The sequence below is a fragment of the Rhodoferax sp. ZS1R8 genome (genome assembly GCF_056521325.1).
Map to the genome: position 1 here is coordinate 406,308 of NZ_JBWMBA010000001.1, position 12,705 is coordinate 419,012.

Here is a 12,705-nt window from a genome sequence, read left to right on the forward strand (position 1 = left end):
ACTGCACCATGAAAAACCTATCTCACGCAATATCCCGCCGAAAAGTTGCCCTGGCACTGGGCGCGCTCGCCTTGTCCGTTGCATGCTCCGCCACCGCGCAAATCGCTCCGCTCAAACTCGGCGTAGGCCTGTTTCAGCCAGATCGCGAACGCAACGATGCCACCTACCGACCATTGGCCAATCACCTGGCACAGCGTCTGGGCCGCCCGGTCGAACTGCGCACCGTGGACACCTGGGAAGGTCTGGCCAAATCCCTGTCGACCGGCGAAACCGACCTCGCCCTGATGGGGCCCTGGGGCTACGTGCTGGCCAACCACAGTGCGGGGGCTCAGGCCATTGCAACCATCTTGTATGACGGCAAACCCGAGTACTTTGCGCTGATGGTGACGCACCCCGACTCCGGCATCCAAACCGTTGCCGACCTGAAGGGGCGCACGTTTGCATTTGGCGATAAGGGCTCCACCTCGGGTTATCTGATTCCACTGCATTACTTCATGCAGCAAGGCATCACACCTGAGACTTATTTCTCGCGGGTTCTGTACACCAAGCACCAGGCCATCGAAACGCAGGTGGCCGCGGGGCAGCTCGATGCGGGTGCCGACTACAACCGCAATCGCAACGCCATGATTGAGCAGGGCTTGCTCAAGGCTGAGCGTTCTCGCATCATCTGGCAGTCAGATCCGCTGCCCAACGATGCCTTTGCCGTGAGCCAGACGGTATTTGCCGACAAGCCGCTGGTTGCCAAGCTGCTGCAAAGCCTGCTGGACGTAGGCCCTCAGCTGCAGACCAACCCGGCGCTACTGCCGGCGCACTACACAGGTTTTGTGAAGACGGACAACACGTTTTACAAGCCCATTCGCGATGCCGGCCTGGCTACCGGCAAACTGACTCCCAAGCGTGAATAGTTCCTCGCGTTACAGCGGCCGACTGCGCTTTTTCGCGCTGGTGGTGGTGTACGCCGCCCTCGTAGGCTTTTGTGTAGCCACGCTGCTATCGGCAGGCGATTTATCGCTGGGGCGCCAGCCCTGGCGCAACCTCGTTCAAACGGCCACAGACTTCATGCACCCGAGCTTTCTGGACGTCTGGTGGGGCCCGCCATCGCTCGAGTTTCGCAGCGATGACGGAACGCTTCTGCGTGTGGAAAATCGGCGCGTTATTGAAGCAGCCTACCTGCAGGGCGTGGCGCGTGCGGCCTGGACCACGTTTCAGATTGCCACGCTAGGCTCTTTGCTCGGTGCGGCGTTGGCGTTGCCATTGGCTCTGCTTTCCGCTAAAAACCTCAAGGGCCCCTTCGCTGCTGCCATGCTGGCGCGGGGCTTACTCAGCGTATTTCGTTCCGTCCACACCCTGGTTTTTGGCCTGCTGTTGGTTGGTATCGTGGGGCTGGGGCCAACGGCCGGTATTTTGGCGATTGCCCTGCACTCCATGGGGACTTACGGCAAGTTGTTTGCCGAATCCATTGAATCGCTGGACATGGGCTCGGTCGACGCCACCCGCGCGACAGGCGCTACACCACTGCAAGTGTTCTTTCTGTCGGTATGGCCGGCGGTGCTACCCCAGCTGGTTTCCCACCACCTATACGTCTGGGAGTTCAACATCCGCGACTCCACGATCCTGGGCCTGATAGGCGCTGGTGGCTTGGGCCTGCTGATCTCCGAGGCGGTGTCACTGTTTCAGTGGAGCCGACTGGCCACTTTGCTGCTGGTGGTCATTGCCATGGTCGTGGCGTTTGACACCTTGTCCCGCCGCATTCGGGCGCAGCTGCTATGAGCGACGTGCTGATTGAAAAGCTGGTTTGTCGCATGGGTGGGCGGGCTGTTTTGCAGATCCCCAGGCTGCAGGTGAATGCGGGGGAGCGCGTGGCCGTGATCGGACCGAACGGTGCGGGCAAGTCCACCCTGCTGCGTGCGCTGGGCGGGTTTATTCCCGTTGGCGAGGCAACCGTGCAGGTACTGGGCCGCAAGGTGCAGGCACCGCGCCACACCGCACACGGGCGCCTGTGGTGCGCGCAGGTGGGCCAATTGCACCAAGCCTTGCATCTGGTGGGTCGCCTCAGCGCAATCGAAAACGTATTGATTGGCGCCCTGCACCGCGTGCCGGGTTTTCACAGCTGGTTGCGCTGGTTCCCGCAGCCGCTGGTGAACGAGGCGCATGCGGCGCTGGAGCAGGTGGGGCTGCTGGATCGGGCGGATCACCGAACCGACCAACTCTCCGGCGGGGAACGCCAAAAGGTAAGTCTGGCACGGCTGAAATTGCAACAACCGCGCCTGATTCTTGCCGATGAACCAACCTCGGCACTGGACCCCCGCGCTGCGCTGCACATCGGGCAATGGCTGCGCGAGGGGTTCGCAGGCGTCACCAGCATCACGGTGGTTCATCAGCCGGACCTGCTACCACTGGTTGCAGACCGGGTGGTGGGGTTGCAGGATGGCCGCATTGTGCTGGACTGCCCCGTCCACGAAGTGACCCCGTCCCACTTGACCACCCTTTACGGAGCGACCGTATGAACCCCGATCCCGAAGCAGGCCGTAGCTGCCCGCTGCACTACCGTTACGACCCGAGTGATTTTCGTGCTCCGGCTGCGCGCGGCATGGACAATCTGGAAGTGCTTTATGTTGTCGGCGGCTTGTACGGCAACGAGTTGGCGCTGGAAGAGATCCTGCGCCTGTTTGACCGGGAAACCGGCAAAAAAAGACTGGTCTTCAATGGCGACTTCCACTGGTTTGACGCCGAACCCGATTGGTTCGAACGCATACAAAGACGGGTGCTCGGTTTTGACGCCACCCGCGGCAACGTGGAGACAGAACTGGCGCAGGCGGAAATCGACTTCACCACTGGTTGTGGCTGCGCGTACCCCGACTGGGTGGACAACGGCACGGTGGACCGATCCAACCAGATCTTGCGCGCCCTGCACGCCGTGGTTTCGCCCGAAGCTCGCCAGTGTCTGGGCGAACTCCCCATGTGGCTGCGAGCCCATGTGGGCGGCATTGCGGTGGGTATCGTCCATGGCGACGCCACTTCGCTCGCCGGGTGGGGCTTTGCGCGTGAGAATTTGCGCTATGCGGCCCACCGCCGCAGCGTGCAGGCTTGGTTCGAAAGCGCGGGTGTCGACGTTTTTGCCTCCTCGCACACCTGCGCTCCGGTGTTTGCTGCCTGTGGTGTTGGGGCCGATCCACATTGGGTTCTGAACAACGGGGCGGCCGGTATGCCCAACCTGCAGACCCTGCCGGGAGGCCTGTTCACACGCATTGCCACGCGGGCTTTTCAAGGACCGCAACTGCAGTTTCGCGCCAAGATGGGGCCGATACAACTGGAGGCGATCGCGATTAACTACGATCAGGCGCGCTGGCTAACCCAGTTTTCGCGGCGCTGGCCACCCGGCAGCGATGCGCATGTGTCCTACTTTGACCGAATCACACAGCGCGCCGGCTGCGCGCTCCCCACAACCATTGCATTGGAGACCTAAGCTATGTTGGCAATCATCGGCGGCACCGGACTGTATGAACTCAAAGGCTTGGAGATCGCAGCGCAGCACAGTGGGGAAACCCCATTTGGCCTGGCCTCTGGCGAAGTGATACAGGGCCAGTTGCACGGCACCCCCGTGCTCTTTTTGGCCCGCCATGGCAGTGGCCACCGGTTGCTGCCACACGAAGTCAACTATCGCGCCAATATCTTTGCGCTCAAACGCGCGGGGGCCACCCAATTGCTCGGGTTTTCTGCCGTGGGCAGTTTGCATATAGACGTGGCTCCGGGTGACCTGGCAATGCCCGAGCAATACATCGACTGGACCCGTGGCTTGCGCGAGCGCAGCTTCTTTGGCAAAGGCGTGGCGGCCCATGTTTCTACCGCCAAGCCGGTCAGCCCGGGCTTGGTAGACGCTGCGGCACACGCCGCGCGCACGCTGGGAATCAAGTTGCACCGGGGACTGACCTATGCCTGTGTGGATGGCCCGCGTCTGGGCACCCAGGCCGAAAGCAACCTCTTGCGCCAAATGGGCTGCCAGCTGGTAGGTATGACCAACGCGCCCGAGGTCTTTCTGGCGCGTGAAGCCCAAATGGCCTATGCCACGATCGGCATCGTGACCGACTACGACTGCTGGCTGGACGACCCGGCGCAGCACGTCAGTGTTGCCGGCATCTTTGCGCTGTATGGCAAGAGTCTGGTGGCTGCGCAACGCGTGTTGGATGGTCTGCTGCAGGCCGGTGTTCCGCAACCGGATCCCCATGCGCGCACCGCCCTATCGACGGCCATGCTCACCCCCTTGTCGGCGCTCACCCCCGAGCAGCTGGACTGGATGCAGGTTTTGCAGCGATGAGCCGAAACCTGCCCGTGGGGTACCTCACTGCGCTGGCCTTGGTGGCGTGTGGCGCTGCAGCCGCCGCCGACAATGCTGATTTGAGTTTTCAATCGGTAGGCTCGGGCTGGCGTATTGCGACTTTCCCGCAACAACGTATGCCGCTCACAAGCTACACCGATACCGTGGAGGCCGGTCGTACTGCGCTGCGCCTCGAAGCCAAACAGTCTTACAGCCCCCTGGTCAAAGCGTTCCAGCCACCGATAGCGTTGACACGCGTGGCGTGGTCGTGGCGGGTGGTGCAGCAAAGCGCCGCCATTGATTTGCGCTCCAAGGCGGGGGATGACACTGCAGCCAAGGTGTGTGTGAGCCTGGCGTGGCCGGATCAGTGGGTGCCATTTGTGGAGCGCCAGCTGCTGCGCATCGCCCGCAGCCGCACAGAGCAAGACCTTCCTGCTGCCACGCTGTGCTGGGCCTGGGCGGGAAACGAGGCGACTGAAATGGTGATTGAGAACCCCTACACGCGCCGGGTTCGTAGCATCGTGCTGCGGGGTAGCACCCATGTAGGGGCTACCTGGCTAGACGAAAAGCGAGATGTTCAAAAGGACCTGCGCCTGGCATTCGGCGATGAGTGGCCGGCCAATGCGCCAGCGCCAATGGTCACGGCCATTTTTGTGGCGGCCGATGCAGACAACACTCGCAGCCACTCGATCGCCTGGATCGCGGACCTGAAGTACGAGTAAGCGTGGAAGCTAGGCTCCCCGACGCCACGCGTGGAATCTACGCACCCATTGCAACAGGCGTTCGGGCTGGTGGGCCCGCTTCCACTCACCGGCTGCATATTTATTGGCTTCCGCCATGGTGGGGTAGGTGTGGATGGTACCCAGAATCTTGTTAAGCCCCAAGCCGTGCTTCATGGCCAGCACGTATTCAGCCAGCAGCTCCGCGGCGTGCGCGCCGACTATCGTGACACCCAGAATCTTGTCCTTGCCGGGCACTGTGAGCACCTTGACGAAACCCTGGGCCTCGCTGTCACAGATGGCGCGGTCCAGGCCATCGATACCGTAACGGGTGACTTCGTAGGCGACACCCTTTTCCTTGGCATCCAGCTCATTGAGACCGACCCGCGCCACCTCGGGGTCGATAAAGGTGGCCCAGGGAATTACCGAGTAGTCGACCTTGAAGCGCTTGAAGTCGCCAAACAATGCATTGACGGCGGCGTACCACGCCTGGTGTGCGGCGGTGTGGGTGAACTGATAAGGGCCGGCCACGTCACCGGCAGCAAAGATGTTGGGGTAGATGGTTTGCAGGTACTCATTGGTCTGCACGGTCTTGTCGGTGGGAATACCCAGGGCCTCCAGACCATAACCGGTCAGGCGTGCACTGCGACCCACCGCGCACAGCAGCTGGTCGAACCCGATGCGCTTGACCTCTGCGGCATGCTCGACCACCAGCACTTTTTCGCCGTCCACCCACTCGCAGCGAATCGCCTTGTGGTCCACCAGCACCTGCACGCCATCAGCCTGCAACGCGCGCGTGGCCAATGCCGAGACCTCTTCGTCTTCGCGCGCCATGATGCGTGCTGCCATCTCCACTTGCGTCACCTGGGAGCCCAAGCGGGCAAAGCTTTGCGCCAGCTCGCAACCGATCGGTCCGCCTCCCAGCACCACGAGCCGTTTTGGCACCGTATCGAGCTTGGAAAATGCGTCCCATAACGTGTCGCTGGTGACATACCCCACTGCGTCCAGGCCCGGCAGGGGTGGCACAAACGGTCGGGCACCGGCCGCAATCACGATACTGCGCGTCGTCAGCCGCTGGGTGCTGCCGTCGCCGAGCGCAATCTCCACGGTCCAGGGGTTGACGATGGTGGCGTAGCCTTGCAACACCTCCACCCCTAGCTGGGTGTAGCGCTCCACGCTGTCGTGCGGCTCTATGGCTGCGATCACTGCGTGAATACGTTGCATCACACTCTTAAACGAAAACTGCCTCTGGCCCTCGTCTTCTCTGGCAAGCGAGCTATCAAAACCATAGCGTTCAGCATGCCGGAATTGGTGTGCAACTTTGGCGCTTTTGATCAATGCTTTACTGGGGACGCAGCCGTAGTTGAGGCAGTCACCGCCCATTTTGTGGGCCTCCACCAGCGTGACCTTGGCCTTGACCGCTGCGGCAATATAGGCCGACACCAGCCCCCCCGCCCCGCCACCGATCACGACCAGATTGCGGTCAAACGTCTTGGGCTTTTGGTGCTTCCACCGCCCATACACCTGGCGCTTCTTGATGCCATCTACCGCCAATCGCGCAATCCACGGAAACACGGCCAGCATCACAAACGATGCCAGCAAGGCTGGACTGAGTAAACCACTCAAAGTGGTCACCTTGGAGATTTGGGTACCCGCGTTCACGTAGACCGCGGTACCAGCGAGCATGCCCACCTGGCTGACCAGGTAGAAAACAACGGTGCGCATCTGGGTCAAACCCATGACCAGGTTGATCACAAAAAACGGAACCAGCGGAACCAGGCGCAGGGTAAAAAGGTAAAACGCGCCGTCCTTGGCTACGCCTGCGTTGATATCCTTTAGTCGGTTCGCGAAGCGCGCCTCAAGGGAATCGCGCAAAACAAAGCGTGCCATCAGAAAGGCCAGCGTGGCCCCGAGGGTCGACGCAAAAGAAACCAACAACAGGCCCCAGCCCAGTCCAAAGATTGCGCCACCGGCCAGCGTCAACACAGCAGCGCCGGGCACCGATAGTGCGGTCACCAGCACATAGACAGCGAAGAAGCTGAGCAGCACAACCGCCGGACGTTCGGCGTACAACTGGGTAAAGCCCTGCTGGCTCTGTTTAAGGTAATCCAGACTCAGGTAGCGCCCCAAGTCCAGCGCCACAAAGGCGGCCATCGCCCCAAGCACCAAGGCCGCGATGACCCACTGTTTTGTTTTCATCGTGTTGATCGCAAGCCTGTGCTACCGGCCGGCCTTGTCGCCCCACAGTTGCTGCAAGCGCGCATCGCGACCACAACTGGTGCGGTAGTACTTGTAGCGCAGCGGGTTCTTCTTGTAATAGTCTTGGTGGTACTCCTCGGCAGGGTAGAAGATTGCCGCCGACACAATTTCGGTCACGATAGGCTCTTTGAAGGGCTTGGTTTTTTCCAGTGTTGCGCGCGATGCCTGGGCAATTTTTAGTTGGTCGGGGCCGTTGGCAAAGATTGCCGTCCGGTAAGGGCTGCCCCGGTCACAGAACTGCTGGTCTTTGACGGTCGGGTCAATGGTTCGCCAGAAGTACTCCACCAGTCGCTCGTAGCTGACTTTGGAGGGATCAAACAACACCTCGACCGCCTCTGCGTGGCCCGTGGAATGCGACGAGACTTGCTCATAGGTCGGGTTCACTGTGCTGCCACCCGTGTACCCCGAGGTTGTGGAAATGACACCCGGAATCTTGTCGAAGTCCGACTCCACACACCAAAAGCAGCCCCCGGCGAACACCGCCTTGGCCGTGACCGGAGCAGGCGCGGCAGCTTGCGCAAGGGCCGAAGTCAGCGCCAGACTGCAAAGAACCAGCGCACCAACCCGAAGAACGAACCGGGCGGGGCTCATGCGGACACCACAAACTTGAGGGCCACGCCGTTGTTGCAATAGCGAAGCCCCGTTGGCTTGGGACCATCATCAAACACATGGCCGTGGTGCCCGCCACAGCGGGCGCAGTGGTACTCCTTGCGAGGATAGATGGCCTTGAAGTCTGTTTTGGTGAGCAGCGCCCCCGGGATGAAATTGAAAAAACTTGGCCAGCCGGTGCCGCTGTCGAACTTCATCGACGCGTCGAACAGGGGCAAATCACACCCTGCACACTGATAGATCCCCTTGCGCTTTTCGCTGTTGAGGGGACTCGTGCCAGCACGTTCGGTACCCTCCTCTCGCAACACCTGGAATTGCGCCGGGGTCAGTCGACCCCGCCACTCACTATCCGACAGGCGCAGTGGCACGATGCCCTGGGCAACCGGTGCACTGGCAGTCGGGCTTGGGCTTGCGCCGGCGCGACCCAGGCCCACTAGCGCGATGATGGAAGTGAATAAACGTCGTTTCATTTAGGTCTTTCAAGTTGGCTTGTACCCCAATTGGTCGGTGTCAACCGCAAAATCTTTCACAATGCACAAAACCTTTCTCAGTGCGCCCCAATTGCCCAAGGGCGCACTGGCCTGCTGCAATGCCGCCGGCGAGCCGTATAGCGCAGCCGGGCGGGTTCGGCAACTACCAAAACTGATAGTGAAGCAACACTATCGATGACGAGCGGGTTATCACGGGGATCAAGAAATATACCCCGATGAGAAACTGCCACTGCGCAGGTGAGCATTGCGTCCATCGGGCCACAAGCCAGGAGATCCGACGGACGACAAATTACATGCGCCAAGGCACCGACCGGTGATCCCAGTCGGTTAGGCGGTGGGGTCGCAATCCCGTGGCTCCACGATTCACCCGTTTGTTGACTGGAGTTCTCATGTTATTTTCGAAGAAGGTCCCGCTCAGGGCGTTGATATCGGTGTTGGTTGCTGCCGGTGTCGTAAGTGTTGCCCGTGCCAATGTGCCCTCGCCTGATACGGCAGGCACCGTTAGTACGCAGGTTCGTGGCACCCACACCGACCGCATGATTGTGAAATACCGTAATGGCGCGCTGGAGTCCACGGCCATGACTACTACAGCGGCGGTTGCAAGCCGTCAATCTGACGCCGTGCGCAGTCGTTTGGCTGCCGAGCAAGGCTTGGCCATGAGCACTTTGCACATCAACGGCCTAGGCGCCCAGATCATGAAGCTCAATCGCGCTGCCCACGTGGACGAACTGCTTGCCCTGGCCGCCAAAATGAAGGCGGAAGATCCGACCATCGAGTACGCCGAACCCGACCGCATGATGTATCCCATGATGACGCCGAACGACACCAACTACAGCAGCCTGTGGGGGCTACAGGGTGGTGCCGGCGGTATTCGCGCCAATACGGCTTGGGACCGCACCACGGGTACGGGCGTTGTTGTAGCGGTCCTGGACACCGGGATTCGCCCACACGCTGATCTGGTGGGGCAGACCGTAGCCGGCTACGACTTGATTGCCGACACCTTCATTTCAAACGACGGCAATGCGCGCGATAGCGATCCCTCCGATCCGGGTGATTGGTCCACCGCCGGCCAGTGCGGTACCGGAAAGCCGGCCAGCAACTCCAGTTGGCATGGCACCCACGTCGCGGGCATCATTGCTGCTGCCGGAAACAACAACATGGGCGTGATTGGCGTGGCCTTTGGCGCCAAGGTTCAGCCCGTGCGTGTGCTGGGTCGTTGCGGCGGCTACACATCTGACATTGCCGATGGCATGATCTGGGCCTCGGGCGGCACAGTGCCGGGTCTGCCCGCCAACGCTACGCCAGCCAAAGTGATCAACATGAGTCTGGGCGGCGGCGGCGCGTGCGACACCACTACGCAAAGTGCCATCAACAGCGCTCGCTCGCGCAACACCACCGTGGTGGTGGCAGCAGGCAACGAGAACCAGAACGCCTCGAACAGCAACCCTGCCAACTGCGCGGGCGTTATCACCGTGGCAGCCGTTGGGCCCACCGGTGGACGGGCCTATTACTCCAACTACGGCTCCGTCGTGGACGTGGCCGGACCTGGAGGGGACCAGAGCACCGGAAACAGCAACGGTATCTTGTCTACGCTGAATGCTGGCACCACAACGCCCGGTGCGGATAACTACGTCTACTACCAAGGCACCTCCATGGCGACGCCCCACGTTGCTGGCGTGGTAGCCCTGATGTATGCCGCGAAGCCCTCGGCGACACCGGACCAGATCGAGACTGCGCTCAAGAACAGTACGCGCGCGTTTCCGGCCACCTGTAGCCAATGCGGTACAGGCATCGTGGACGCGCCGGCCGCTATTACTGCGATTGCCGGAAACATTGTGACGCTGCCAAAGGTGAATGAGACCGAGGCGAACAACTCGATGGCCACGGCCAACATCATCTCGGCTCCTTCCAATATCAATGGGTCGCTATCGAGCTCGACCGACACGGACTACTTCAAGCTGGTTCTGCCGGCTGGCGCTACGCTGACAGCCACCCTGAACCCGGGTGCAACCAAGGACTACGATCTCTACATTTACGACAGCAACGGTTCGCTATTGACTTCGTCCAACCAAGACGTTGGCGTGGTGGACGTTGCAACGACCACCAATACCGGCACGAATGCATACGCCCGGTACGTGCGGGTCACGTACTACTCTGGTGGTTCTGGCAGCTACAGCCTGAAGCTGACTTGGTAATCGTCACGGTTGAGCCGAAATGAGCAAAGGGGTCGCACAGTGTGCGACTCTTTTTTCTTGTCTCCCCGATCACACTCGACTATCGATTTTGGCAAACAGCGTGGTCAACACCCAAGTTCACCACCCGGCCTGAGTCACCCCATCTCAATTAGTAAAAAATTTTCTTCCGCGTACGCGACGCATGCTGAGGTGAAGGCTTGGACTTCTTTGGCTAACGCTGTGTTTCGGCGCAAGTTGCGTGCCGCAGTCAGGCGTTATAAGCCCCCAGCAAGCCGTTGTACATCGCCGCCATCGAGCTGGCCAAACTTCTTGAAGTTCCCCTGACGGTCTACAGCATTTTGCCGAATCAGATCAGGTAACGCTTGATCAACTCGCTACGGTGTGCAAACACCGCCTCGTCGTTGTAGAGCGTACGAGCGGTGGCTGCAGCGGAAGTTAGTTGACAAAGCAGTGCACGGTCATCGGCAAGATGGACAAGGTTAGCTGCTACGGCAGCAGGGTTGCCCATGGTCGACAGCATGGCTCCGCCACGCTCACCGACTAGATCGCGCGCATAAGCACTTTCATAGCCGACCAACGGCGTGCCGGAAATCAGCGATTCAACCAGGCAGCGCGGCGACTCAGGCGTGATGTGAGAAAGGAGCAGCACATCCTGGTCACGCAAGAAAGTAAGTAGTTTCGCGCGGTCCGAAACAAAGCCGGGGAAGGTAATAGATTGTTCGAGCCCGAGCCCGAGCCCGAGTCCGGGTACGCGGGCTCGCGCTTCCTCAATTAACGGCCCGTCGCCCAGCCAGGTCGCCTCTACCCTTTCAGGACCCAGCGGGCGTACCACCTGCGCAACCGCGTCTATCCACTGCAGCGGGGCCTTCATCGGGTGCACCCGGCCCACATACCCGACCTTCAGTGTTGTGCGCGATGCCTGGTCCGCGGTCTTCACACCGAGGTCGTGATCGCTTATCGCATCTTCGGGGTGTACATCTTGACATTAGTAATGCGATGTACACCCCCTACTTGCGTTGCCTGCTGCAAGGATTTGGCATGAAAGACAGGACCACCAAGGCCACCTGGCTGGCTGTCAGCGTTGCGCTTATGCGTGCACTTGTACCGGTAGGGCAAGGCCTGGCTGCGCGCCCTGCAACCAATGATCCCGACGGGCCACACGCGGGGCTAACTTTCACGCCACTGCGCACACTGGCGCCGCTGCCAAGCGAGGGGGCCGCACAGTTCGTGGCGGAGCGTTTTGGACAGTTGCGCCAACGCGCGATGGAACTGCCCCTAGAACTTGTGGCCGGGGAATCTGTGGCGATGTGGCAAGGCGTTATTGATTTGCTCGCGCAGCAGCAAGCGGCCCTTACGGGACTTGCGGGGGTACAGGCTAAACCTATGCGCCCAGTAGTCACCCAACCGATCACCACGCAAGTCCGAAAGGAGTCAACTAGCGCCGCGCGCCAGATGCCCGCCACCAAATCAAAAATAGAGAGGGCGAAAGGCAAAGAAGTCACTATATTTTTCGAAGCCACGCGCTGCATTCACTCGCGGCACTGCGTGCTAGACGCGCCAAATTTCTTCAAGGCCAACACGCCCGGCGAATGGATCTACCCCGACACCATGTCCGCAGAAGCATTGGTGGCCGTGGCCCATAGCTGCCCTTCGGGGGCGATACGCTATCAGCGCCACAGACACGGCGCCAACGAAGCTCCCCCACCGGTCAACCAGTTGCGTATTCGGGAAAATGGCCCATACGCCATTCACGCGCCCCTGACGATAGCCAGACAAGAAGACGGCTTTCGCGCCACGCTGTGCCGCTGCGGGCAATCCAGTAACAAGCCCTGGTGCGATGGAACCCATGCCACAGTGGGTTTTGTAGCCAGCGGAGAGCCAGCTTCTGGCAATGTGGATGCGCTCGCCAGCCGCGATGGGCCGCTTGCGGTAACACCACTGAAAGACGGGCCCCTACAGGTGACTGGTAATTTGGAAATGTGCGCGGGCACAGGCCGCACCGTGGCGCGCATCACCCAGGCGCGCTCGTGTCGCTGTGGGCAATCCAAAAACAAACCGTTTTGTGATCTCTCGCATATAGGGACTGGGTTCACCGCGGATGGATTTACCGTGTGAGT

Annotated in this window: 12 protein-coding genes; 8 read left to right on the forward strand and 4 right to left on the reverse strand. The window is 60.6% G+C overall.

What is annotated here, in order from left to right:
• Positions 1–8 precede the first annotated feature (8 nt).
• The 6 genes from AC097P_RS01860 to AC097P_RS01885 are packed head-to-tail and all read left to right on the forward strand — an operon-like array spanning position 9 to position 5,037.
• A complete protein-coding gene (locus AC097P_RS01860) occupies positions 9–905 on the forward strand; it encodes a phosphate/phosphite/phosphonate ABC transporter substrate-binding protein (protein WP_479608663.1) in 897 nt (298 codons plus the stop codon).
• A complete protein-coding gene (gene phnE, locus AC097P_RS01865) occupies positions 898–1,770 on the forward strand; it encodes a phosphonate ABC transporter, permease protein PhnE (protein WP_479608664.1) in 873 nt (290 codons plus the stop codon). The genes AC097P_RS01860 and phnE overlap by 8 nt, the downstream gene beginning before the upstream one ends.
• Positions 1,767–2,507 (forward strand): phosphonate ABC transporter ATP-binding protein, encoded by a 741-nt coding sequence (locus tag AC097P_RS01870; protein ID WP_479608665.1) that lies wholly within the window; start codon positions 1,767–1,769, stop codon positions 2,505–2,507. Before phnE ends, AC097P_RS01870 begins: the two co-directional genes overlap by 4 nt.
• Positions 2,504–3,466, forward strand: a complete 963-nt coding sequence (locus tag AC097P_RS01875) for a hypothetical protein (protein WP_479608666.1) — start codon at positions 2,504–2,506, stop codon at positions 3,464–3,466. The genes AC097P_RS01870 and AC097P_RS01875 overlap by 4 nt, the downstream gene beginning before the upstream one ends.
• Positions 3,467–3,469: 3 nt before the next feature.
• Entirely contained in the window at positions 3,470–4,315 is an 846-nt protein-coding gene (locus tag AC097P_RS01880; protein WP_479608667.1) for an MTAP family purine nucleoside phosphorylase, read from the forward strand.
• On the forward strand, positions 4,312–5,037 hold the full coding sequence (locus tag AC097P_RS01885; RefSeq protein WP_479608668.1) for a DUF3047 domain-containing protein: 726 nt from the start codon (positions 4,312–4,314) through the stop codon (positions 5,035–5,037). Before AC097P_RS01880 ends, AC097P_RS01885 begins: the two co-directional genes overlap by 4 nt.
• Before the next feature lie 9 nt (positions 5,038–5,046).
• Here the strand turns inward: AC097P_RS01885 and AC097P_RS01890 are convergent, their stop codons facing one another.
• From AC097P_RS01890 to msrB, 3 genes are read right to left on the reverse strand one after another with little or no spacing between them, the layout of a single operon-like run.
• A complete protein-coding gene (locus AC097P_RS01890; RefSeq protein ID WP_479608669.1) occupies positions 5,047–7,233 on the reverse strand; it encodes an FAD-dependent oxidoreductase in 2,187 nt (728 codons plus the stop codon).
• A gap of 21 nt (positions 7,234–7,254) precedes the next feature.
• On the reverse strand, positions 7,255–7,884 hold the full coding sequence (msrA, locus tag AC097P_RS01895; protein ID WP_479608670.1) for a peptide-methionine (S)-S-oxide reductase MsrA: 630 nt from the start codon (positions 7,882–7,884) through the stop codon (positions 7,255–7,257).
• Positions 7,881–8,372: a peptide-methionine (R)-S-oxide reductase MsrB gene (msrB, locus tag AC097P_RS01900; RefSeq protein ID WP_479608671.1), complete on the reverse strand. Its 492-nt coding sequence runs from the start codon at positions 8,370–8,372 to the stop codon at positions 7,881–7,883. The genes msrA and msrB overlap by 4 nt, the downstream gene beginning before the upstream one ends.
• Positions 8,373–8,782: 410 nt before the next feature.
• Between msrB and AC097P_RS01905 the strand changes: the two genes are divergently transcribed.
• Positions 8,783–10,588 carry a S8 family peptidase gene (locus AC097P_RS01905; protein ID WP_479608672.1) on the forward strand — a complete coding sequence of 602 codons (1,806 nt, stop codon included), beginning with the start codon at positions 8,783–8,785 and terminating at the stop codon, positions 10,586–10,588.
• A gap of 346 nt (positions 10,589–10,934) precedes the next feature.
• On the opposite strand, the gene AC097P_RS01910 is transcribed toward AC097P_RS01905, so the two are convergent.
• On the reverse strand, positions 10,935–11,525 hold the full coding sequence (locus AC097P_RS01910) for a glycosyltransferase (RefSeq protein WP_479608673.1): 591 nt from the start codon (positions 11,523–11,525) through the stop codon (positions 10,935–10,937).
• Between the two features lie 101 nt (positions 11,526–11,626).
• Here AC097P_RS01910 and AC097P_RS01915 point away from each other — a divergent pair, with 101 nt between their 5' ends.
• On the forward strand, positions 11,627–12,703 hold the full coding sequence (locus AC097P_RS01915; RefSeq protein WP_479608674.1) for a CDGSH iron-sulfur domain-containing protein: 1,077 nt from the start codon (positions 11,627–11,629) through the stop codon (positions 12,701–12,703).
• The last annotated feature ends 2 nt before the right edge of the window (positions 12,704–12,705 follow it).